The sequence below is a fragment of the Streptomyces sp. PSU-S4-23 genome, assembly GCF_055632315.1.
Window position 1 is genome coordinate 1866260 of the sequence record NZ_JBVMUU010000002.1, and the last position, 21754, is coordinate 1888013.

The 21754-nt window shown below is 72.5% G+C and carries 18 protein-coding genes and 1 tRNA gene; 8 read left to right on the top strand and 11 right to left on the bottom strand.

Annotation, left to right across the window (positions count from 1 at the left end):
- Positions 1–61 precede the first annotated feature (61 nt).
- Positions 62–712: an ANTAR domain-containing response regulator gene (locus tag ACZ79I_RS09330; protein WP_471495938.1), complete on the bottom strand. Its 651-nt coding sequence runs from the start codon at positions 710–712 to the stop codon at positions 62–64.
- 102 nt (positions 713–814) lie between these two features.
- On the opposite strand from ACZ79I_RS09330, the gene ACZ79I_RS09335 reads away from it, so the two are divergent.
- Positions 815–889: transfer RNA gene (locus ACZ79I_RS09335), tRNA-Leu, on the top strand.
- A 351-nt stretch (positions 890–1240) separates the two neighbouring features.
- Here the strand turns inward: ACZ79I_RS09335 and pyk are convergent.
- Together pyk and ACZ79I_RS09345 are read right to left on the bottom strand one after the other, a co-directional pair.
- Entirely contained in the window at positions 1241–2677 is a 1437-nt protein-coding gene (gene pyk / locus ACZ79I_RS09340; protein WP_471495940.1) for a pyruvate kinase, read from the bottom strand.
- A 242-nt stretch (positions 2678–2919) separates the two neighbouring features.
- A complete protein-coding gene (locus ACZ79I_RS09345) occupies positions 2920–3627 on the bottom strand; it encodes an SIMPL domain-containing protein (protein WP_471495942.1) in 708 nt (235 codons plus the stop codon).
- 139 nt (positions 3628–3766) lie between these two features.
- Between ACZ79I_RS09345 and ACZ79I_RS09350 the strand changes: the two genes are divergently transcribed.
- Entirely contained in the window at positions 3767–5572 is a 1806-nt protein-coding gene (locus tag ACZ79I_RS09350) for a bifunctional metallophosphatase/5'-nucleotidase (RefSeq protein ID WP_471495944.1), read from the top strand.
- Between the two features lie 52 nt (positions 5573–5624).
- Here the strand turns inward: ACZ79I_RS09350 and ACZ79I_RS09355 are convergent, their stop codons facing one another.
- The 5 genes from ACZ79I_RS09355 to ACZ79I_RS09375 all read right to left on the bottom strand — a co-directional run bounded on the left by ACZ79I_RS09355 (position 5625) and on the right by ACZ79I_RS09375 (position 13053).
- Positions 5625–7034 (bottom strand): lysine N(6)-hydroxylase/L-ornithine N(5)-oxygenase family protein, encoded by a 1410-nt coding sequence (locus tag ACZ79I_RS09355; RefSeq protein WP_471495946.1) that lies wholly within the window; start codon positions 7032–7034, stop codon positions 5625–5627.
- Positions 7031–8386, bottom strand: coding sequence for a pyridoxal phosphate-dependent decarboxylase family protein (locus tag ACZ79I_RS09360; protein WP_471495948.1), 1356 nt, complete (start codon positions 8384–8386; stop codon positions 7031–7033). The genes ACZ79I_RS09355 and ACZ79I_RS09360 overlap by 4 nt, the downstream gene beginning before the upstream one ends.
- A gap of 189 nt (positions 8387–8575) precedes the next feature.
- On the bottom strand, positions 8576–11074 hold the full coding sequence (gene pepN / locus ACZ79I_RS09365) for an aminopeptidase N (protein ID WP_471495950.1): 2499 nt from the start codon (positions 11072–11074) through the stop codon (positions 8576–8578).
- Positions 11075–11368: 294 nt separating this feature from the next.
- The gene (locus tag ACZ79I_RS09370; protein WP_471495952.1) at positions 11369–11719 is read right to left on the bottom strand and encodes a chorismate mutase; all 351 of its coding nucleotides are present in this window, start codon (positions 11717–11719) and stop codon (positions 11369–11371) included.
- Positions 11720–12282: 563 nt separating this feature from the next.
- Complete coding sequence (locus ACZ79I_RS09375; RefSeq protein WP_471504846.1) at positions 12283–13053, bottom strand: S1 family peptidase; 771 nt, start codon at positions 13051–13053, stop codon at positions 12283–12285.
- A gap of 241 nt (positions 13054–13294) precedes the next feature.
- On the opposite strand from ACZ79I_RS09375, the gene ACZ79I_RS09380 reads away from it, so the two are divergent.
- On the top strand, positions 13295–14197 hold the full coding sequence (locus ACZ79I_RS09380; RefSeq protein WP_471504848.1) for a hypothetical protein: 903 nt from the start codon (positions 13295–13297) through the stop codon (positions 14195–14197).
- 37 nt (positions 14198–14234) lie between these two features.
- A complete protein-coding gene (locus ACZ79I_RS09385; protein ID WP_471495954.1) occupies positions 14235–14954 on the top strand; it encodes an ankyrin repeat domain-containing protein in 720 nt (239 codons plus the stop codon).
- 165 nt (positions 14955–15119) lie between these two features.
- Here the strand turns inward: ACZ79I_RS09385 and ACZ79I_RS09390 are convergent, their stop codons facing one another.
- Both ACZ79I_RS09390 and ACZ79I_RS09395 read right to left on the bottom strand, forming a co-directional pair.
- Complete coding sequence (locus ACZ79I_RS09390; protein ID WP_471495956.1) at positions 15120–16028, bottom strand: SDR family oxidoreductase; 909 nt, start codon at positions 16026–16028, stop codon at positions 15120–15122.
- Between the two features lie 168 nt (positions 16029–16196).
- The gene (locus ACZ79I_RS09395; RefSeq protein ID WP_471504851.1) at positions 16197–16931 is read right to left on the bottom strand and encodes an SDR family oxidoreductase; all 735 of its coding nucleotides are present in this window, start codon (positions 16929–16931) and stop codon (positions 16197–16199) included.
- A gap of 178 nt (positions 16932–17109) precedes the next feature.
- On the opposite strand from ACZ79I_RS09395, the gene ACZ79I_RS09400 reads away from it, so the two are divergent.
- The 4 genes from ACZ79I_RS09400 to ACZ79I_RS09415 are packed head-to-tail and all read left to right on the top strand — an operon-like array spanning position 17110 to position 20590.
- Positions 17110–17853 (top strand): enoyl-CoA hydratase family protein, encoded by a 744-nt coding sequence (locus tag ACZ79I_RS09400; protein WP_471495958.1) that lies wholly within the window; start codon positions 17110–17112, stop codon positions 17851–17853.
- Complete coding sequence (locus ACZ79I_RS09405; protein WP_471495960.1) at positions 17854–18780, top strand: CoA transferase subunit A; 927 nt, start codon at positions 17854–17856, stop codon at positions 18778–18780.
- A complete protein-coding gene (locus tag ACZ79I_RS09410; protein WP_471495962.1) occupies positions 18777–19532 on the top strand; it encodes a CoA-transferase subunit beta in 756 nt (251 codons plus the stop codon). Before ACZ79I_RS09405 ends, ACZ79I_RS09410 begins: the two co-directional genes overlap by 4 nt.
- Positions 19532–20590 (top strand): NAD(P)H-dependent flavin oxidoreductase, encoded by a 1059-nt coding sequence (locus ACZ79I_RS09415; RefSeq protein ID WP_471495964.1) that lies wholly within the window; start codon positions 19532–19534, stop codon positions 20588–20590. Before ACZ79I_RS09410 ends, ACZ79I_RS09415 begins: the two co-directional genes overlap by 1 nt.
- Here the strand turns inward: ACZ79I_RS09415 and ACZ79I_RS09420 are convergent.
- Entirely contained in the window at positions 20574–21731 is a 1158-nt protein-coding gene (locus tag ACZ79I_RS09420; protein WP_471495966.1) for an acetyl-CoA C-acetyltransferase, read from the bottom strand. The genes ACZ79I_RS09415 and ACZ79I_RS09420 overlap by 17 nt on opposite strands.
- Positions 21732–21754: the final 23 nt, after the last annotated feature.

Genomic DNA, 21754 nt, shown 5'->3' on the forward strand with positions numbered 1-21754 from the left:
CGTCAGGGGGTGCGGGCCTCGCCGTACGCGCGCCGCCGCGGGCGTCAGCCCTTCGCGGGCGTCAGCCCTTCGCGGCCTTCTTCTCCTCCGCGTCCTGGATGACGGCCTCCGCGACCTGCTGCATCGACATACGGCGGTCCATGGACGTCTTCTGGATCCAGCGGAAGGCGGCCGGCTCCGTCAGCCCGTACTCGGTCTGCAGCACCGACTTCGCCCGGTCGACCAGCTTGCGGGTCTCCAGCCGCTGGGCGAGGTCCGCGACCTCCTTCTCCAGCGTCTTCAGCTCGTTGAACCGCGAGACGGCCATCTCGATCGCCGGTACGACATCACTCTTGCTGAACGGCTTCACCAGATACGCCATGGCACCGGCGTCACGTGCCCGCTCCACGAGGTCGCGCTGCGAGAAGGCGGTCAGCATCAGCACCGGGGCGATGCTCTCCTCCGCGATCTTCTCGGCGGCCGAGATGCCGTCCAGCTTGGGCATCTTCACATCCAGGATCACCAGGTCGGGCCGGTGCTCACGGGCCAGCTCGACGGCCTGCTCACCGTCGCCGGCCTCACCGACGACGTGGTAGCCCTCCTCCTCGAGCATCTCTTTGAGGTCGAGCCGGATGAGGGCCTCGTCCTCGGCGATGACGACACGGGTCGTCAGCGGAGGCACATGCGACTTGTCGTCGTCGGCGACGGGCTGGGGCGACTCGGCGGAGGTCACGGGGGCTCCTTGTCCGGGGCAGGCCAGGTACTGCTCCCAAGAGCCTACCTAGCTGCGGTAAGGTGGTGCCTCATGGGGGCACCCTCCCCCTTAGTTTCCAAGGCCCCAGTACTCCAACTGGTCAGAGAGGCCGCTCTCAAACAGCGGACAGTGTGGGTTCGAATCCCACCTGGGGCACTTTTCCTTGGATTCCAAGGCCGCACACCGAAGAAGCGGATGTTCACCGCCGCCATGAATGGCACAGGGTGACCATGCCTCTCGACTCGAACCGCTCAACTCCGTGCCCACGATGCCGCGACACCCCTGGCGCACCCGACGAGCCCGCCGCCTACGCCTGCTTACGGGGGCTCTATCTCGGAGACGGCTGCGTGAGCTACCTCAGAAGGGGCGTCCACTTCCTCCGCATTGCGTGCGCCGACTGGACGACTCGCCTGGTCGCCGGTGAACGCAAGCGCAACGTACACGTGGGCCCCAAGTACTGACCACCGCCCCCAGCGTGGGGAAGGACCGCGGGGAGGGCCACGGCCCCTACCTCGGCCTGTCTTCCTCTCCGATGCGGTGCACCCGGACCATGTTCGTCGAGCCCGGCACCCCGGGCGGCGAGCCGGCCGTGATCACCACGGTGTCGCCCTTCTGGCAGCGGCCGTACTTCAGCAGCAGTTCGTCGACCTGGTCGACCATCGCGTCCGTGGAGTCGACGTGCGGGCCCAGGAACGTCTCCACGCCCCAGGTGAGGTTGAGCTGGGAGCGGGTGGCCGGGGCGGGCGTGAAGGCCAGGAGGGGGATCGGGGAGCGGTAGCGGGACAGTCGGCGGGCGGTGTCGCCGGACTGGGTGAAGGCGACGAGGAACTTCGCGCCGAGGAAGTCGCCCATCTCGGCGGCCGCGCGGGCGACGGCGCCGCCCTGGGTGCGCGGCTTGCTGCGTTCCGTCAGCGGGGACAGGCCCTTGGCGAGGATGTCCTCCTCCGCCGCTTCCACGATGCGGGCCATCGTCCTGACCGTCTCGGTGGCGTATTTGCCGACGCTGGTCTCGCCGGAGAGCATCACCGCGTCCGTGCCGTCGATCACCGCGTTGGCCACGTCGGATGCCTCGGCCCTGGTCGGGCGGGAGTTGTCGACCATCGAGTCGAGCATCTGGGTGGCGACGATGACGGGCTTGGCGTTGCGCCTGGCGAGCTTGATGGCGCGTTTCTGGACGATGGGGACCTGTTCCAGGGGCATTTCGACACCGAGGTCGCCGCGGGCGACCATGATGCCGTCGAAGGCGGCCACGATGTCGTCGATGTCCTCGACGGCCTGCGGTTTCTCGATCTTGGCGATGACGGGGAGGCGGCGGCCCTGCTCGTCCATGATGCGGTGGACCTCCGTGATGTCCCGGCCGCTGCGGACGAAGGAGAGGGCGATGACGTCGAAGCCGGTGCGCAGGGCCCAGCGGAGGTCGTCCTCGTCCTTCTTGGAGAGGGCGGGGACGGAGACGGCGACGCCGGGGAGGTTGAGTCCCTTGTGGTCGGAGACCATGCCGCCTTCGACGACGGTGGTGTGGACGCGGGGGCCGTCGACGGAGGTGACTTCGAGGGCGACCTTGCCGTCGTCGACGAGGATGCGTTCGCCGGGGGTGACGTCGGCGGCCAGTCCGGCGTAGGTGGTTCCGCAGGTGTGGCGGTCGCCTTCGGTGCCTTCCTCGACGGTGATGGTGAAGGTGTCGCCGCGTTCAAGGAGTACGGGGCCTTCGGTGAACCGGCCGAGTCGGATCTTCGGGCCCTGAAGGTCGGCGAGGATTCCGATGCTGCGGCCGGTCTCGTCGGCGGCCTTCCGCACGCGCTGGTAGCGCTCCTCGTGGTCGGCCTGGCTGCCGTGGCTGAGGTTGAAGCGGGCGACGTCCATTCCGGCTTCTACCAGTGCCTTGATCTGGTCGTACGAGTCGGTGGCGGGTCCCAGGGTGCAGACGATCTTTGCTCGGCGCATGGTTCGAGCCTAGGGCTTACCGGCGGGTAGAGAATTGGCCGGGCGTGACTACTCAACAACCTTTGGGTGAAGCATTATTGACAAGTGTTGAATTGTGCGGTGGCGTGCTCCGATGAGCATCCCGGGATATTCCCGGGGGTGTTCCTGGGGTGTTCCTGGGGTGTTCCCGGTGGCCGCCGGGTCTCTTCCGGCCCGCCTGTCCGCGGTTTTCCGGGCCTGGCCCCGGGGGGTTGTCCGGGTGACTACAGCCGCGGGGGCGCCATGGTGAACCGGGCGTTGACGCGGGCGTAGATGTGCTGGCGCTCGGGTTCGAGGTCGAGGGGCGCGGCCTCTTCGGGGGCGGCGGCACCGTAGGCCATGGACCGCATGGCGGGGGCGGCGGCGACCGCGATGGGGTGGGCGTCCTCGGCGCCGATGTCGGCGAGTTCGACGAGGGCGGTGAGGGTGGTGTCGAGGGCCTCGGCGTACTCGCGGGCGCGCTGTACCGCCTCGCGTACGGCCTGCTGCCGGGCCGTACGGTGGGCGGGTGAGTCGGGGCGGAGGGACCACCAGGGGCCGTCGACGCGGGTGAGTTCGAGGTCGGCAAGGCGGGTGGTGAGTTCGCCGAGCGCGGTGAAGTCGGTGAGTTCGGCGGTGAGGTGCACACGGCCGTGGTAGGCGCGGACGCGTTCGCCGCGGCCGTACTTGGTGAGTTCGGGGCTGAGGGTGAAGGCTCCGGTCTCCAGTTTCTCGACCGCCTGCCCGTAGCTCTTGATGAGGTCGAGGGCGGCGGCGTTGCGGCGTGTGAGGTCGTCGAGTGCGGTGTGGCGGTCGGTGCCGCGGGCGCTGACGGTGACGCCGATGCGGGCGATCTCGGGGTCGGCTTCGAGGTGGGCCTCTCCGCAGACGGCGATGCGGGGGGCGTCGGGGGTGCCGTAGGGAGCGGGGGCCGGGGCGGGGCTGGAGGTCATACGTCCCACTCTGTCACCGATGCGCCGTGGGGGTGCATGTTCCGGTCATCAGATCGCAACCTGCGGGGTCTGTTGCGGTTCGTCATGGACAAGCCAGAATCTACGCGCGTCGTTGACCGTTTTCCGAGGAGTCGCAGACATGCCGTTGAACCGCCGGAAGTTCCTGAAGAGATCCGCTGCGACCGGGGCGGGGGTGGCGCTGACGGGTGCCGCGGCGGCTCCGGCGGCCCGCGCCGCGTCGGGCGTCCCGTCGGGCGGGCGCCGCAAGCGGTACTCCCTGACGGTGATGGGTACGACGGATCTGCACGGGCACGTGTTCAACTGGGACTACTTCAAGGACGCGGAGTACGCGGACAAGGCGGGCAACGCCCAGGGGCTGGCGCGGATCTCGACCCTGGTCAAGCAGGTCAGACAGGAGAAGGGCCACTGCAACACCCTGCTGCTGGACGCGGGCGACACGATCCAGGGCACTCCGCTGGCGTACTACTACGCCAAGGTCGATCCGATCACCGCCGAGGACGGTCCGGTGCATCCGATGGCGCAGGCGATGAACGCGATCGGGTATGACGCGGTGGCGCTCGGGAACCACGAGTTCAACTACGGCATCGAGACGCTGCGGGCGTTCGAGGCGCAGTGCCGCTTCCCGCTGCTCGGTGCGAACGCGCTGGACGCGAAGACGTCGAAGCCGGCGTTCCCTCCGTATGTCATCAAGAAGTTCCGGGTCCGGGGCGCCCCGCCGGTGAGGGTGGCGGTGCTGGGTCTGACCAATCCGGGTATCGCGATCTGGGACAAGGCGTATGTGCAGGGCAGGCTGACGTTCCCGGGTCTGGAGGAGCAGGCGGCGAAGTGGGTGCCGAAGCTGCGGTCGATGGGCGCGGACGTGGTGGTGGTGTCGGCGCACTCGGGCGCGTCGGGTACGTCGTCCTACGGGGACCAGGTGCCGTACGTGGAGAACGCGGCGGCCAATGTGGCCAGGCAGGTTCCGGGGATCGACGCGATCCTCGTGGGGCACGCGCATGTGGAGATCCCGGAGTTGAAGGTCACGAACGAGCAGACGGGGCGGACGGTCGTGCTGTCCGAGCCGCTGTGCTACGCGGAGCGGCTGACGCTCTTCGACATCGAGTTGGTGTTCGAGAGGGGCAGGTGGGAGGTGGAGTCGGTCGCGGCGTCCCTGCGCAACTCCAACGCCGTCGCCGACGACCCGGAGATCACCCGGCTGCTGTCCGACGAGCACGCGGCCGTGGTGGCGTACGTGAACCAGGTCGTGGGCGAGGCGACGCAGACGCTGACGACGGTCGAGGCGCGCTACAAGGACGCCCCGATCATCGATCTGATCACCACGGTGCAGGAGGATGTGGTCAGGGCGGCGCTGGCGGGCACGGAGTACGCCTCGCTGCCGGTGATCGCGCAGGCGTCGCCGTTCTCGCGGACGTCCGAGATCCCGGCCGGTGAGGTGACGATCCGGGATCTGTCGAGTCTGTACGTCTACGACAACACGCTGGTGGCGAAGCTGATGACGGGCGCCCAGGTGCGGGCGTACCTGGAGTACTCGGCGGAGTACTACGTGCAGACGGCGGCGGACGCCGCGGTCGACGTGGACAAGCTCACCAACGCGAACAACCGTCCCGACTACAACTACGACTATGTGTCGGGCCTCCGGTACGAGATCGACATCGCGCAGCCGGCGGGTTCGCGGATCAGGAACCTGACGTTCGGCGGTGCGGTGCTGGACGACGCGCAGCAGTTCGTGTTCGCGGTGAACAACTACCGCGCGAACGGCGGTGGCGCCTTCCCGCACGTCGCGACGGCACGGGAGGTGTGGTCGGAGTCGACGGAGATCCGGACCAGGATCGCGGAGTGGGTGACGGCGAAGAAGGTCCTGGATCCGCGGGACTTCGCGTCGGTGGACTGGAAGCTGACCCGGAACGGCACGCCGGTGTTCTAGCTGCGCGCGCCCCGTGAGGCCGACGGCGCCCCGTGAGGGCGCCGTCGCGCTTCTAGCGTCCGTCGGCGAGGGGCGCGAGGGCCTCGCCCCGCCGGGCGGGCGGGATCGGGGCGGGTTCCTGGAGGCCGAAGGTCGTGAAGGCGGTGCGCCGGGGCAGCGGGTAGGGGTCCTTGCCGGTGAGGGAGTTGAGGATGGTGGCGCTGCGCCAGGCGGCGAGCCCGAGGTCAGGGGTGCCGACGCCGTGGGTGTGGAGTTCGGCGTTCTGGACGTAGACCGAGCCGGTGACGGCGGGGTCGAGGACCATGCGGAACTGGCCGTCGATGCGGGGGCGTTCGCTCCTGTCGCGGCTCAGGTGCCGGTCGAGTCCGGCGAGGATGCGGTCCAGGGGGCGCTCGCGGTAGCCGGTGGCGAGTACGACGGCGTTGGTGGTGAGGCGCGAGCGGGTGCGCTGCTGGACGTGTTCCAGGTGCAGTTCGACCATGGTGGTGGCGATGCGTCCGGCGGTGCGGACGTGGACGCCGGGGGTGAGTACGGCGTCGGGCCATCCGCCGTGGAGGCTGCGCCGGTAGAGCTCGTCGTGGATGGCGGCGATGGTGTCGGTGTCGATGCCCTTGTGGAGCTGCCACTGGGCGCAGATGAGGCGGTCGCGGACGGGTTCGGCGAGGCCGTGGAAATAGCGCGTGTAGTCGGGGGTGAAGTGTTCCAGGCCGAGCTTGGAGTACTCCATGGGGGCGAAGGCCTCGGTGCGGGCGAGCCAGTGGATCCTCTCCCGGCCGGCGGGGCGGTGGCGGAGGAGGTCGAGGAAGACCTCGGCACCCGACTGGCCCGCGCCGATGACGGTGATGTGGTCGGCGGCGAGGAACGCCTCCCGGTGCTGGAGATAGTCCGCGGCGTGGATGACGGGCACGCCGGGGGTGTCGACGAGGGGTTCCAGGGGTTCGGGCACGTACGGCGCGGTGCCGACGCCCAGGACGATGTTGCGCGCGTGGGTGCGGCCGAGTGAGGTGGCCGCGCCGTCCTCGCCGATGTGGAGGAAGTCGACTTCGAAGACCTCGCGTGCGGGGTTCCAGCGGACGGCGTCGACCTGGTGGCCGAAGTGGAGTCCGGGGAGGTTGCCGGCGACCCAGCGGCAGTAGGCGTCGTACTCGGCGCGCTGGATGTGGAAGCGCTCGGCGAAGTAGAAGGGGAAGAGGCGGTCGCGGGCCTTGAGGTAGTTGAGGAAGGACCACGGGCTGGTCGGGTCGGCGAGGGTCACCAGGTCGGCGAGGAAGGGCACCTGGAGGGTGGTGCCGTCGATGAGCAGGCCCGGGTGCCAGTCGAACCCGGGGCGCTGTTCGTAGAAGGCGGTGTCGAGTTCGGCCAGGGGGTGGGCGAGGGCGGCGAGGGAGAGGTTGAGCGGGCCGATGCCGATGCCGACCAGGTCGCGGGGGGTGTCGGGCTCGTGGTGTCGGGGGTGGGTCATCGGGGCGTGCTTCCTTCCACCAGATTCAGGAGCGCGGCCAGGTCGCCGGGCCGGGTGTGGGGGTTGAGGAGGGTGGCCTTGAGCCAGAGGCGGCCGTCGAGGCGGGCGCGGCCGAGGACGGCGCGGCCGTCGTGCAGGAGGGCGCGGCGGACGGCGGCGACGGTTTCGTCGGACGCGGCGGCGGGCCGGAACAGGACGGTGCTGATGGTGGGCCGGTCGTGGAGTTCGAAGGCGGGGTGCGCCCGGACGAGGCGGGCGAACTCCTGTGCGCGGGCGCAGACGTGGTCGGTGAGGGAGCCGAGTCCGGTGCGGCCGAGGGCCTTGAGGGTGACGGCGATCTTGAGGATGTCGGGCCGGCGGGTGGTGCGCAGGGAGCGGCCGAGGAGGTCGGGGAGGCCGGCTTCGGTGTCGTCGTCGGCGTTGAGGTAGTCGGCGCGGTGGCGCAGTGCGTCCAGGTCGTGGGGGTCGTGGACGGCGAGGAGGCCGGCGGCGACGGGCTGCCAGCCGAGTTTGTGCAGGTCGAGGGTGATGGTGTGGGCGCGGTCGAGGCCGGTGAGCCGTGCGCGGTGGTGGTCGCTGAAGAGGAGTCCGCCTCCGTAGGCGGCGTCGATGTGGAGGCGGGCGCCGTGGTGGGCGCTGAGTTCGGCGATCTCGGGCAGCGGGTCGATGAGCCCTGCGTCGGTGGTGCCGGCGGTGGCGGCGACGAGGAGGGGGCCGGTGAGGCCGGCGAGGGCGGCGGCGAGGGCCGCGGGGTCGAGGATGCCGCGGGGGGCGGGGACGACGACGGGTTCGGGCAGCCCCAGGAGCCAGGCGGCGCGGGTCAGGGAGTGGTGGGCGTTGGATCCGCAGACGAGCCGGACGCCGCCGTGGGATTCGCGGGCGAGGAGGAGGGCGAGCTGGTTGGACTCGGTGCCGCCGGTGGTGACGAGGGCGTCGGCGGCGCCGGCCTCACTGGCCAGGGCCCGGGTGACGAGCGCCTCCAGTTCCGAGGCGGCGGGCGCCTGGTCCCAGGAGTCGAGGGAGGGGTTGAGGGCGCAGGCGGCAAGGTCGGCGGCGGTGGCAACGGCAAGGGGCGGGCAGTGCAGATGGGCGGCGCACAGCGGGTCGGCGGGGTCGGCGGAGCCCTCGGCGAGGGCGTGGACGAGGGCTCGTAGCGCGTCCGGGTCGCCCTCCTGCGGCAGTACGTCGCCGGCGGCGTCGCGCACTCGTGCGGCGACCGCTCGGGGCCCGCCCGCGGGCAGCGGGCCGCCGCGTGATCGTGCGCCCTCCCGCAGGGCGTGGAGGACGGTGTCCAGCAACGGCCGCAGCGCGGCGGGGCCTTGGGGTCCCGAGGCGAGGGGCGGCAGGCTCATGGGACGTCCTCCAGGCGCTCGGCGGGCGGGTCAAGCCGCCTGCGAGGGTCCGGCCCACCCGAAGAGGACAACGATCAGACCGGGAGGGGGTATTGCCGGGGGACGGAATGGTTGGCGGTGTGGTAAGGCAGTAGCGTTCCCGGTACCGGCCGGCGCCCGGTGTCGGACCGCGCGCCGGCCGGCCGGGGGCTATGCCTCGCGGATGCGCAGGGCGCGTCCCAGGTCGTCGAGTTGGTCGACGAGTGTGCGGTGCAGGGCGGGGGTGAGGTCGGCCTCGCGCAGGCACTGCTCGCCCCGGCTGAGGGTGTCCGCGGAGACGAGGTGGCGGGGGAAGGCCCAGCGGCCGGCGGCGACGGCGACGGCGGGGCCGCGGCGGGCGGCGACGGCGGGCGCGTCGCTCCAGTAGCGGTCGGCGTACTCCTCGACCAGGTCGGCCTGTTCGGGCTGCCAGAAGCCCTGGGCGGTGGCGGTGAACAGGTAGTTGGAGAGGTCGTCGGTGGTGAACATGGCCTCCCAGGCGCGCCGTTTGGCATCGGGGTCCGGGAGTGCGGCGCGGCAGCGGGCGGCGCCTTCCCGGCCGGTGGCGCTCGGGTCGCGGTGGAGTTCCCCGGCGATGGTGGGCTCGTCGACGGCGCCGAGGACGGCGAGCCTGCCGAGGATGCGCCAGCGCAGTTCGGGGTCGAGTTCGGGTCCGCCGGGCACGGTGCCGTCGGCGAGCCAGGCGGCGATGGTGTCGGGGTGGGCGGCGGCGTCGATGAAGTGGCGTACGGCGGTCAGCCGCAGGCCGGGGTGCGAACCGTCCTCGGTGCGGCGGATGAGGTCGCGGCACAGGCTGGTGAGGGTGGTGAGCGCGGCGGGCCGGTCGGCCGCGGGCAGATAGCAGTCGGCGACGTGGACGGAGGCGAAGGCGAGGACGCCTTCGGCGAGGGCCAGGTCCGTCTCGCGCGGCAGATGGGCGCGGGCGGTCTCCAGGTAGGCGGCGGCGGGGAGGTGGCCGTCGCGCACGGCGTCGCGCAGGGCGTTCCAGACGACGGCCCGGGTGAGCGGTTCGGGCAGTCCGGACAGGGCCCCCCGCAGGGTCTGGAAGGACTCGGGGTCGAAGCGGACCTTGGCGTAGGTGAGGTCGCCGTCGTTGAGCAGGAGCAGGGCGGGGCGCTTGCCCAGGGGCCGTGGCGCGCTCTGCGGGATGTCCAGGGCGAGGCGCTCGCGCAGGGTGAGGCCGCCGTTGTCGGCGAGGTCCTGGTCGTAGAGGCCGACGGTGATGCGGTGCGGGCGGCTGCCGTGGTGGTCGACGGTGAGCGAGCAGGTGCCCTCGGCGTGCGTGAGCCGGGGGGTGAGGGTGTCGACGCCGCTGGTGCGCAGCCAGGTGTCGGCCCAGGCGTGCACGTCGCGTTCGGTTGCGCTGGCGAGGGAGTCGATGAAGTCGGCGAGGGAGGCGTTGCCGAAGCGGTGGCGGGCGATGTGGGTGTTGATGCCGGCGAGGAAGTCCTTCTCGCCGAGCCAGGCCACCAGTTGCCGCAGGGCGGAGGCGCCCTTGGCGTAGGAGATGCCGTCGAAGTTGAGGAGCGCGGAGGCGGTGTCGTCGACCGCTTCGGGGGCCACGGGGTGGGTGGAGGGGCGTTGGTCGGCGTCGTATCCCCAGGACTTGCGGGCGACGCCGAAGTGGGTCCATGTGTCGGTGAAGCGGGTGGCTTCGGTGAGGGTCTGGTAGCCCATGTACTCGGCGAAGGACTCGTTCAGCCAGATGTCGTCCCACCAGCGCAGGGTGACGAGGTCGCCGAACCACATGTGGGCCATCTCGTGGGCGATGACCATGGCGCGGGTCTGCCGCTCGGTGTCGGTGACGGCGGAGCGGTAGACGAAGTCGTCGCGGAAGGTGACGAGGCCGGGGTTCTCCATGGCGCCGGCGTTGAACTCGGGGACGAACGCCTGGTCGTAGGAGTCGAAGGGGTAGGGCTCCTCGAACTTCTCGTGGTAGCGGTCGTAGCACTGGCGGGTGATCTCGAAGAGTTCGTCCGCGTCGGCGTCGAGGTGGGGGGCGAGGGAGCGGCGGCAGTGGATGCCGAAGGGCAGCCCGCGGTGTTCGGTGTGCACGGAGTGCCAGGGTCCGGCGGCGACGGCGACCAGATAGGTGGAGATGACGGGCGTGGTGGCGGCCCGCCAGGTGCCGTTGCCGTCGTGTGTGGTGGTGCCGTTGGCGAGGACGCTCCAGCCGTCGGGTGCGGTGACCGTCAGGTCGAAGACGGCCTTGAGGTCGGGCTGGTCGAAGGCGGCGAAGACGCGCTGGACGTCGTCCAGGAACAGCTGGGTGTAGACGTAGGTCTCGCCGTCGGTGGGGTCGGTGAAGCGGTGCATGCCCTCGCCGGTGCGCGAGTAGCGCATGAGGGTGTCGAGGCGCAGTTCGTGCTCCCCCGCGGGGAGGGCCTTCAGCGGCAGCCGGTTCCCGACGAGGGTCTCCGGGTCGAGGGGCTGTCCGTCGAGGGTGGCGGAGCGCAGTTCGGCGGGCTTGAGCTCGACGAAGGTGTCCGTGCCGTCCTGGTCCGAACGCACCGTGAAGCGGATGACGGTACGGGAGTCGAAGGTCTCGTCGCCACGGGTCAGGTCGAGGGTGATCTCGTAGCGGTGGACGTCGAGGAGCCTGGCACGGGTCTGCGCTTCGTCGCGCGTCAGTACGGACATGAGGGACATGCTGCCCGATGCCGCCGACAGCGCACAGGGGCGGTCCGGTACACGTTCTATGTCCGTCTCCGGGGGCGCTCCCGGACTGGTGGGGGCGCCGGTCGTGCGCCCCCGGGCGCCCGCTTCATCCGGGTGACGCACCGCCTCCCGGAGGCCGGCGGCCGACGCCGGTGGTGGTCTCATTCCGCCGGGCGTGCCCGGGATCGTGCCGCGGCTCGCGCGCCGGGGCCGGCGCCGCGGCATCGCGGGCCCGGTCGGTCCGGTCAGGGGGCTCGCCGCGGCATGCCCGGCCACCCCCGCCGGTCACTCTCCCGGGGCGGGGGTGCTGCCCGTGACGTCCTCGGCGATGCGTTCGTGGTGGCGGATGACCTCGGCGACGATGAAGTTCAGGAGCTTCTCCGCGAACGCGGGGTCGAGTTTGGCGCTCTCGGCGAGCCGGCGCAGCCGGGCGATCTGGGTGGCCTCGCGGGCCGGGTCGGCGGGCGGCAGCTGGTGCGCGGCCTTGAGGTGGCCGACCTGCTGGGTGCACTTGAAGCGTTCGGCGAGCATGTGGACGACGGCGGCGTCGATGTTGTCGATGCTGTCGCGCAGCCGGGCGAGTTCGGCGCGCACGGCCGGGTCGACTTCGCCGTTGGCGGTGTGGCGGGTGGTCATGGGCGCCCAGCCTACGGGGCGTGCGGGTCCTCGATCGCCACCGCTTCGGTGCCGGATCAGGCCCGCAGGGTGCGAGGGATCGCCGCCGGAGCGCACGGGTTCCGGGCCACGGGCCCGCGATGCCGCGGCACGAGCCCGGCGCGCGAGCCGCGGCACGAGCCCGGGCGCGCCCGGCGGAGGCTCTCGGTCCTGCGGAGGTGGCCGGGAGCGGGCGCGCCCCGGACGGAGGCCGGGCGGTCGGTGCAGGAGTGCGCGACACGGCCGGGGCCGAGGGGCCGGTGTCGTGCCGGGCGCGGATTCCGGGCGCCGGGGCGCCCCCGGACGGGTCGCCGCTGTCGCGGCGGGCCCGGACCGGCCGACCGGCCCGGTGACCACGACGGCGGGCCCGGACCCGGCCGGTGACAGCCGCGGGCCCAGACCGGACCGGTGACCACGCTGGCGGGCCCGGACCGGACCGGTGACCGCGGCGGCGGCCGGGCGCGGCGGATGGCGGGAGGGGGCGCCCGCGGCCGGGGCGGGCCGCGGGCGCCCGCGTACCCGCGAGGGGTACGCGCGGATTCCGGTCAGAGGCCCGAGGCGGCCTGGGCTATGTCGGCCGCGAACGTGGAGACCTCGGTGTAGACGCCCGGGTAGCCGGGCCGTGCGCAGCCCTGGCCCCAGCTGACGATGCCGACCTGGACGTAGGCGCCGGTGTCGTCCTTGCGGAACATGGGCCCGCCGGAGTCGCCCTGGCAGGTGTCGACGCCGCCCTGCGGGAAGCCGGCGCAGATCTCCTCGCCGGGCACCAGATCGCTGCCGTACGCCTGCTCACAGGTGGCGTCGTCGACGAAGGGGACCGTGGCCTTGAGCAGGTAACGCTGCTGGCCGCCGCCCTCGCGGGCGGCGCCCCAGCCGGCGACGGTGAAGTCGCCGCTGTTGTACGCGGTGGTGGTGGCGGTCTTCAGGGTGGGCAGGTCGATGGGCTGGGCGAGCTTGATCAGGGCCCAGTCCCTGCCTTTGCCGTTGTAGCCGGGGGCCTGCAGCACCTTGGTCGACTTCACCTTGATCGCGCTGCCGCTCTGCAGGTCGACGACGCCCGCCGTGGCGGTGATCGAGGTGTTGGAGCCGGATCCGCTCACACAGTGCGCGGCGGTCAGGACGATGTTCTTGGCATACAGCGCACCGCCGCAGCCCATGGAGAGCCGGACCATGAACGGGAACTCGCCCTGCGCGGCCCGCGTCCCGCCGACGACGGGCTGGGGGGCGGCATGGGCGGACAGGGGCTGGAGCGAGAGGGCGGCCAGCGCGACGGCGACCGTCGCGAAGGCTCTGTTGAGGCCGCCGATCTTCTTCAGGAGCTTCAACGCGTTTCCTTCCGTGGGGGGTTGACCGCATGGCGGCAGCACGGAAGAGCGTCAATGACATGCTCCCGCCAAGACTGTGCAAATTATTTGAAGCGCCGAGGGGGGCGACAAGAAGGGTTTTCCGGCCACAGGGCCGTGCGACGCCCCGTCCGGGCGCCCGCGCACGCCCCGCCACCAGGAGGAAGCGCGCCTACAGTGGAAGGCAGTGCTGGCGTCTTCAGGGGGTGCGGCCGTGGCGAACGGCGGACCGGTGGAGCACGGCTATCCGCATCTGGAGACGGTGCGGTCGGCCATCACCGCGCTGTACAAACGGCTCTCGTACGACACCATCCACACCTTCGCGACCAGCGTGAGCCCCGCCGACGTGGCGTTCTGCGACCAGGACGACCTGCACCTGGGCGCGCAGCGCGTGGCACGGGAACTCGTGCGGCACTTCCGGCTGCCCGACGCCCGGATCATCGTCAGCTTCCGTGAGATGACGCACGCGGCGAACGTCGAACTGGCCGCGGGTCCCGAGTACTTCGTCGAACTCAACGACCGGTTCCGCACCCACCGCCGGGACATCGGCGCGGCGCTCGCGCACGAGGTGATGCACGTCTACCTGCACCGTCTGGGCCTGTCCTTCCCCGGCACCCGTGACAACGAGATCCTCACCGACACGGCGACGACCTACCTGGGCGCGGGCTGGCTCCTCCTCGACGCCTTCCGCGAGGACGCGATGTCGTCGCAGAAGCTCGGCTATCTCACCCCGGAGGAGTTCGGCTACGTCCTCGCCAAGCGGGCGCTGCTGTTCGGCGAGGACCCGGCCGTCTGGTTCACCAGCCCGCAGGCGTACACGGCGTACACCAAGGGCATGGCGCAGGCCCGCCGCGACGAGCAGCAGCCGCCGCTGACCGCCGCCGGCTGGACGGGCCGCCACCGCTACGCCAAGGACCGCCGCCAGGCCCAGGACCACCCCTCCGCCGGCCCCGGCCCGCATCCGGGAGTCCCGTACTCCTTCACCTCCTCCGGCCACGGCCCGCTGCGCGTGTCGTTCCCGTGCCCGACCTGCCGGCAGCGGATCAGGGTGCCGGTACGGGGGCGGGTGCGGGCGCGCTGCGCGCTGTGCCGTACGGTGCTGGAGTGCGACACGTGAGACGCGGCCGCGACCGGTGAGGCACGGACCGCGGAGGTTGTTCACGGCGGTACGCGAAGGGGACGAGGACGCGATCCTGCGACTGCTGCGCGCGGGTGTGAGCCCCGAGTCGGCCGACGAGGAGGGCCGGACCGTCCTGTACGAGGCCGCGGTGAGCGGCGCGCCGGGCACCGCAGGGCTGCTGCTGGCGGCCGGCGCCGACCCCGACCGCCTCAGCGAGGGCGCCGACGCGCCGCTGTGCGGCGCGGCGTGCGGGGGCCGCACCGAGGTCGTGCGAGTGCTGCTGGCGGCCGGGGCGACGCCGGATCTGGCCGAGGAGGGCGGGTTCCGGGCACTGACGTGGGCGGTGCGGTGGGGGCACGCGGAGGTCGTACGGGCGTTGCTGGCGGCGGGCGCGGACCCGGATCTGCCCGGCCCCACCGGCGAGCCCCCGCTGGTGGCGGCCGCCCGGCGCGGCTCCCCCGGCTGCGTGCGTGCCCTGCTGGCCCACGGGGCGCGGGCGCGGCGGGAGGCGCTGGCCGAGACCCGGCGCCTGCGGGCGCCGGACGTCGCGGCGGAACTCCGTGCGGGCCTGGAGGCGGCGTACGGCCCCGGCCACACGTACGTCACGCGCCGCTGGGAGCAGGAGCCCGGCACGGTGACCGTGGAGGTCACGCTGGTGCGCGACGGCATGACGGTGGCGGGCGACAACCGGCAGACCGGACACGACGCGATCGTCCGCCTGTTGGAGGACGTGCCCGCAGCGGGCGGCGGATGAGGCGGGCGGAAGCCCTCGTCCTCACCCCTGGTGGGCGCCACCGCCCGCCGGCGCGGTGCCGTGCACGGCACCGCGCAGTACACGAACACGGCCGTCAACCACGACATCGCCCCGGGCGCAGGGCCGCGTCGTGCGCAGGGCCGCGTCGTGCGCAGGGCCGCGTCGCTACTCCGCCCCGTACACCGGCCCCGGCGCCTCGGCCTCCGCCAGCAGCTTCAGTGCCGCCTCCCCCGCCTCGGCCGGGCTCCAGCGCGCGCCCTTGTCGGCGGTCGGGCCCGGCCGCCACCCCTCCATGACGGTGATCCGCCCGCCCTCGGCCTCGAAGACCCGCCCGGTGACCCTGGCGCTCCCGGCGGAGCCCAGCCAGACGACCAGGGGCGAGACGTTCTCGGGGGCCATCGCGTCGAAACCGGCGTCCGGCGCTGCCATCGCCTCGGCGAACGTGCGCTCGGTCATCCGGGTGCGGGCGGCCGGAGCGATGGCGTTGACCTGCACGCCGTAGCGCCCGAGTTCCGCCGCCGCGACCAGCGTCAGCGCGACGATCCCGGCCTTCGCCGCGCTGTAGTTCCCCTGCCCCACCGAGCCCAGCAGCCCCGCCCCGCTGCTGGTGTTGACGACACGGGCGCGGGGGGCGCGTCCCGCCTTCGCCTCGGCCCGCCAGTGCGCCGCCGCGTGCTTGAGCGTCAGGAAGTGGCCCTTGAGGTGGACGCGCAGCACGGCGTCCCAGTCGTCCTCGTCGAGGTTGACCAGCATCCGGTCGCGCAGGAACCCGGCGTTGTTGACGAGGGTGTCGAGGCGCCCGTACGTCTCCAGGGCGGTCGCCACCAGCGAGGCGGCCCCGGCGTCCGTCGCGATGTCGCCGCCGTGGGCGACCGCCTCCGCGCCGGCCGCGCGGATCTCGTCGGCGACCCGGCCGGCCGGGCTGTCGGCGCCGGGCGCCCCGTCGAGGCCGACCCCGAGGTCGTTGACGACGACCTTCGCGCCCTCGGCGGCGAACGCGAGAGCGTGGGCGCGGCCCAGACCACGGCCCGCACCGGTCACGACCACTACCCGGCCATCGGCGATACCCGTCACATCTGTCCCCTTGTCGTCGTGTCGATGGATCGATCCATCGATGTAAACCGTCAGTGACGTGCCGTCATCCGTGACGTGCCGTCATCCGTGACGTGCCGTCATCCGTGACGTGCCGTCATCCGTGACGTGCGGTCACCCGTGACGCGCCGTCATCCGTGACGTGCGGTCTCATGTGCGGCGGTTGACGGTCGCCGCGTCGAGGAACGCCGGGCGTTCCCCTCCCCCGTGGACCAGCAGGCTCGCACCGGTGATGTACGCGGCGGCGTCCGAGGCGAGGAAGACGGCGGCCTCGCCGACGTCGGACGGCTCGGCGAGCCGCCCGAGCGGCACGGTGCGGGAGACGGCCGCCACGCCGTCCTCGCCCCCGTAGTGGAGGTGGGACAGCTCGGTGCGGACCATCCCGACGACCAGCGTGTTGACCCGCACCCGCGGCGCCCACTCCACGGCCATGGACCGGGCGAGGCTCTCGACCCCGGCCTTGGCCGCCCCGTACGCGGCCGTGCCCGGTGAGGGCCGGCCGCCGCTGACGCTGCCGATCATCACGACCGCTCCGCCGGCACGCCTGAGGTGGGGGTAGGCCGCGAGCGAGACGGTCAGCGGGGCGAGGAGGTTGAGCGCGACGACCCGGGCGTGCCGTTCGGGTGCGGCGTCGGCGAGGAGCCGGTAGGGGGCGCCGCCCGCGTTGTTGACCAGCACGTCGACGCGGGGCAGCGCGTCGAAGAAGTCCCGTACGGCGGTGGGGTCGCACACGTCGAGCGCGACGAACTCCATGCCCGGCAGGGGGACTTCGGGAGGCCGGCGGGCGCACACCACGACCTCCGCGCCGGCCGCGGCGAAGGCCCGGGCGATCCCGGCCCCGACGCCGCGGGTGCCGCCGGTGACGACGGCGGTCCGGCCGTGCAGGCTGCGGACGGTCCCGCCGGAGTCCCCGCGCGCGCCGGAGTCCCCGCGTGATGGTCCGTCGCCCGACGCCGGGGACGGAACGGCTGAGTTGTCCACAGGGCCTCCCGCCGGAATGCGATGACTGCTAGCGTCGAATCGCACCTAACAAACGTTTGGTGGAAAGGTAGCTGATGTGTCCATGGGTGTCTCCACCTCGTGCCCGGAAAAAGGGATCGCGGTCGTCACGGTCGACTTCCCACCGGTGAACGCGCTGCCGGTGGGCGGCTGGTTCGCCCTGGCCGATGTCGTGCGGTCGGCGGGCCGCGACCCGGAGGTCCGCTGTGTCGTGCTGGCCGCCGAGGGGCGCGGTTTCAACGCGGGCGTGGACATCAAGGAGATACAGGCCCGGGGCAGCGAGGCGCTCATAGGGGCCAACCGCGGATGCTTCGAGGCGTTCGCGGCGGTGTACGAGTGCGAGGTGCCGGTCGTGGCGGCCGTGCAGGGCTTCTGCCTGGGCGGCGGGATAGGACTGGCGGGCAACGCGGACGCGATCGTGGCGAGCGAGGACGCCGTCTTCGGGCTGCCCGAGCTGGACCGCGGGGCACTGGGCGCGGCCACCCACCTGGCGCGGCTGGTCCCCCCGCACCTGATGCGCGCCCTGTACTACACCGCGCGGACGGCGACGGCGGCCGAACTGCACGCGCACGGCTCGGTGTGGCGGGTCGTACCGCGGGAGGGGCTGCGCGCGGCCGCCCTGGAGCTGGCCCGCGAGATCGCCGCCAAGGACGGCGAGCTGCTCCGTCTCGCCAAGGCCGCGATCAACGGCATCGACCCGGTCGATGTCCGCCGTAGCTACCGCTTCGAGCAGGGCTTCACCTTCGAGGCGAACCTGAGCGGCGTGGCCGGCCGTATCAGGGACACCTTCGGGACAAAGGGGGCGTAGATGGGCGACAAGACGATGACCGCCGACGAGGTCGTCTCCCGGCTGGAGAGCGGCATGACCCTCGGCATCGGCGGCTGGGGTTCGCGCCGCAAGCCGATGGCCCTGGTGCGGGCGCTGCTCCGCTCGGAGGTCACCGATCTGACGGTCGTCTCCTACGGCGGCCCGGACGTCGGCATGCTCGCGGCCGCCGGACGGATCCGCACCCTGGTCGCCGCCTTCGCGACCCTCGACTCGATCCCGCTCGAACCGCACGTCCGGGCGGCGCGCGAGAGCGGCGCCTTCGAACTGGTGGAGATCGACGAGGCGATGTTCATGTGGGGGCTGCACGCGGCGGCCAACCGGCTGCCGTTCCTGCCGGTGCGGGCGGGCATCGGCTCGGACGTGATGCGGGTCAACCCCGGCCTGCGGACGGTCACGTCACCGTACGAGGACGGGGGGCCGTTCGCGCGCCGGGCCCGCCCGGACGCGCCCGGGGATGCCGTCGCTCCCGGCGGGGGCGGGCCCGGTGCCCGCGAGGAGTTCGTGGCCATGCCCGCGCTGCGGATGGACGCCGCCCTGGTCCATGTCAACCGTGCCGACCGGCTGGGCAACGGCCAGTACCTGGGCCCGGATCCCTACTTCGACGACCTGTTCTGCGAGGCCGCCGACGCGGCGTACGTCTCGTGCGAGCGGATCGTGGACACGGCGGAGCTGACGAAGGAGGCGGCGCCGCACACCCTGCTCGTCAAGCGGCACACCGTGACCGGCGTGGTCGAGACGCCGAACGGCGCGCACTTCACGTCCTGCGCACCCGACCACGACCGGGACGAGCCCTTCCAGAAGCACTACGCGACCACGGAGTGGCCCCGGTTCGCCGAGCGGTTCCTCGCCGGGGACGAACAGACCTATCAGTCGGCCGTCCGGGCCTGGCACAAGGAGCGGTCATGAGCGGAGCGACCCGCGCCGAGTACTGCGTGATCGCCTGTGCCGAGGCATGGCGCGGCGCGGGGGAGATCCTCGCCAGCCCCATGGGCCCGGTCCCGTCCGTCGGGGCGCGCCTCGCCAGGCACACCTTCTCCCCGGACCTGCTGCTCACCGACGGCGAGGCGATGCTCGTGGGCCTCGACGGAACGGTGGAGGGCTGGCTGCCCTACCGGCAGCATCTGGCGCTGGTCACCGGTGGCCGGCGGCACGTGATGATGGGTGCGAGCCAGATCGACCGCTTCGGCAACCAGAACATCTCGTGCGTCGGCGACTGGGCACGGCCCCGACGGCAGCTGCTGGGGGTGCGCGGCGCACCGGTGAACACCCTCAACAACCCGACCAGTTACTGGATACCGCGGCACTCGCGGAGGGTGTTCGTCGAGCGGGTCGACATGGTGTGCGGGGTGGGGTACGACCGGGCGGCCCGGCACCCGGCCTCCGCCCGCTTCCACCGCATCCCGCGCGTGGTGTCCGACCTCGGCGTCTTCGACTTCGCCACCCCGGACCGGTCGATGCGGCTGGCCTCGCTGCACCCGGGGGTGACGGTGGAGGAGGTGCGCGAGGCGACGGGCTTCGAGCTGACGGTCCCGGACGAGGTGCCGTACACCCGCGAACCGACGCCGGACGAGCTGCGGCTGATCCGCGAGGTGATCGATCCGCGGGGGACACGGGAGCGTGAGGTTCCCGATCGGTCCGCCGAGAGCGGAGGACGCTGATGGACACCGCGCTCACCCGGCTCGTCGGCATCCGGCACCCGGTCGTCCAGACGGGCATGGGCTGGGTGGCCGGGCCGCGGCTGGTGTCCGCCACGGCGAACGCGGGCGCGCTGGGCATCCTGGCCTCCGCGACCATGACGCTCGACCGGCTGCGGGAGGCGATACGGGAGGTCCGGTCGCGTACGGACGCGCCGTTCGGGGTGAATCTGCGCGCGGACGCCTCGGACGCGGCCGACCGGGTGCGGATCCTCGTCGAGGAGGGCGTGCGGGTGGCGTCCTTCGCGCTGGCACCCTCCCGTGAGCTGATCGCCGGGCTGAAGGCGGCGGACGTGATCGTGATGCCGTCCGTGGGCGCCCGGCGGCACGCGGAGAAGGTGGCCGCCTGGGGTGCGGACGCGGTGATCGTGCAGGGCGGCGAGGGCGGCGGTCACACCGGTGAGGTGGCGACGACCGTGCTGCTGCCGCAGGTGGTGGACGCGGTGGACATCCCGGTGGTGGCGGCGGGCGGCTTCCACGACGGGCGGGGGCTGGTGGCGGCGCTGGCGTACGGGGCGTCGGGGGTGGCGATGGGCACGCGGTTCCTGCTCACCTCGGACTCGACGGTGCCGGACCCGGTGAAGGCGAGATATCTGGCGGCGACCGTGAAGGACGTCACCGTGACGAGGGCGGTCGACGGACTGCCGCACCGTATGCTGCGCACCCCGCTCGTCGACGCGCTGGAGCGCGCGGGCCGTGCGCGGGCGCTGCTGCACGCGGTGCGCCGGGCGTCCGGCTTCCGGAGGCTGTCGGGCCTGACGTGGCGGCGGATGGTCCGCGACGGCCTCGCGCTGAGGCACGGCAAGGACCTGACCTGGAGCCAGGTCCTGCTCGCCGCGAACACGCCGATGCTGCTCAGGGCCGCCATGGTGGAGGGGCGGACGGACCTCGGGGTGATGGCGTCCGGGCAGGTCGCCGGGGTGATAGGTGACCTGCCCTCGTGCGCGGAGCTGGTGGAGCGGATCATGGCGGAGGCGGAGGAGGCGCTGGCGTCGCTGGGATCCCTCAGAGCCGCTCGATGATCGTCACGTTCGCCTGGCCGCCCCCCTCGCACATCGTCTGCAGTCCGTAGCGGCCGCCGGTGCGCTCCAGTTCGTGCAGCAGGGTGGTCATCAGCTTGGCGCCCGTGGCGCCCAGGGGGTGGCCGAGCGCGATGGCGCCGCCGTTGACGTTGACCTTCTCCGGGTCGGCCCCGGTCTCCTTCAGCCAGGCGAGGACGACCGGGGCGAACGCCTCGTTGATCTCGACGAGGTCGATGTCGTCGATGGTGAGGCCGGTCTTCTTCAGCGCGTGCGCGGTCGCCGGGATCGGCGCCGACAGCATGCGGATGGGGTCCTCGCCGCGCGCCGAGAGGTGGTGGACCCGGGCGCGCGGGGTCAGGCCGTGTTCCCGTACCGCCCGCTCGGAGGCCAGCAGCAGGGCCGCCGCTCCGTCGGAGACCTGCGAGGAGCAGGCGGCGGTGATGGTGCCGCCGTCGAGGACCGGCTTCAGCGCGGCCATCTTCTCCAGCGAGGTGTCCCGGCGCGGGCCCTCGTCGGCCGTGACATCCCGGTGGGCGACGACCTCACGGTCGAAGCGGCCCTCGTCGATCGCCCTCAGGGCCCGCCGGTGGGAGCGCAGCGCGAACTCCTCCTGGTCGCGCCGGCTGATGCCCCACTTGGCGGCGATCAGTTCGGCGCCGTGGAACTGGTTGACGGGCTGGTCGCCGTAGCGGGCCCGCCACCCCTCGCTGCCCGCGAACGGCCCCTGGGTGAGCCCCAGCGGTTCGGCGGCCTGGCGGGAGGCGAAGGCGATCGGGATCTGCGACATGTTCTGGACACCACCCGCGACCACCAGGTCCTGGGTGCCGGAGAGCACGGCCTGCGCCGCGAAGTGCACGGCCTGCTGCGAGGAGCCGCACTGGCGGTCCACCGTCACACCCGGCACCTCCTCGGGCAGCCCGGCCGCCAGCCAGCAGGTGCGGGCGATGTCCCCGGCCTGCGGCCCCACCGTGTCCAGGCAGCCGAAGACGACGTCCTCCACGGCGGCCGGGTCGATGCCGGAGCGCGCCATCAGGGCCCCCAGCACATGCGCGCCCAGGTCCGCCGGATGGACCCCGCTCAGGCCACCCCCGCGCCGCCCGACGGGCGTGCGGACCGCTTCGACGATGTATGCCTCGGCCATGGTCAACTCCTCCACATGGGACG

What these genes read in the sequence shown, in the direction of transcription:
- pyk (WP_471495940.1), bottom strand. Translation starts at nt 2,677, where the DNA reads ATGCGCCGAGCAAAGATCGTCTGCACCCTGGGACCCGCCACCGACTCG.
- ACZ79I_RS09345 (WP_471495942.1), bottom strand. Translation starts at nt 3,627, where the DNA reads ATGACCTCCAGCCCCGCCCCGGCCCCCGCTCCCTACGGCACCCCCGAC.
- ACZ79I_RS09350 (WP_471495944.1), top strand. Translation starts at nt 3,767, where the DNA reads ATGCCGTTGAACCGCCGGAAGTTCCTGAAGAGATCCGCTGCGACCGGG.
- ACZ79I_RS09355 (WP_471495946.1), bottom strand. Translation starts at nt 7,034, where the DNA reads ATGACCCACCCCCGACACCACGAGCCCGACACCCCCCGCGACCTGGTC.
- ACZ79I_RS09360 (WP_471495948.1), bottom strand. Translation starts at nt 8,386, where the DNA reads ATGAGCCTGCCGCCCCTCGCCTCGGGACCCCAAGGCCCCGCCGCGCTG.
- pepN (WP_471495950.1), bottom strand. Translation starts at nt 11,074, where the DNA reads ATGTCCCTCATGTCCGTACTGACGCGCGACGAAGCGCAGACCCGTGCC.
- ACZ79I_RS09370 (WP_471495952.1), bottom strand. Translation starts at nt 11,719, where the DNA reads ATGACCACCCGCCACACCGCCAACGGCGAAGTCGACCCGGCCGTGCGC.
- ACZ79I_RS09400 (WP_471495958.1), top strand. Translation starts at nt 17,110, where the DNA reads ATGGGTGTCTCCACCTCGTGCCCGGAAAAAGGGATCGCGGTCGTCACG.
- ACZ79I_RS09405 (WP_471495960.1), top strand. Translation starts at nt 17,854, where the DNA reads ATGGGCGACAAGACGATGACCGCCGACGAGGTCGTCTCCCGGCTGGAG.
- ACZ79I_RS09410 (WP_471495962.1), top strand. Translation starts at nt 18,777, where the DNA reads ATGAGCGGAGCGACCCGCGCCGAGTACTGCGTGATCGCCTGTGCCGAG.
- ACZ79I_RS09415 (WP_471495964.1), top strand. Translation starts at nt 19,532, where the DNA reads ATGGACACCGCGCTCACCCGGCTCGTCGGCATCCGGCACCCGGTCGTC.
- ACZ79I_RS09420 (WP_471495966.1), bottom strand. Translation starts at nt 21,731, where the DNA reads ATGGCCGAGGCATACATCGTCGAAGCGGTCCGCACGCCCGTCGGGCGG.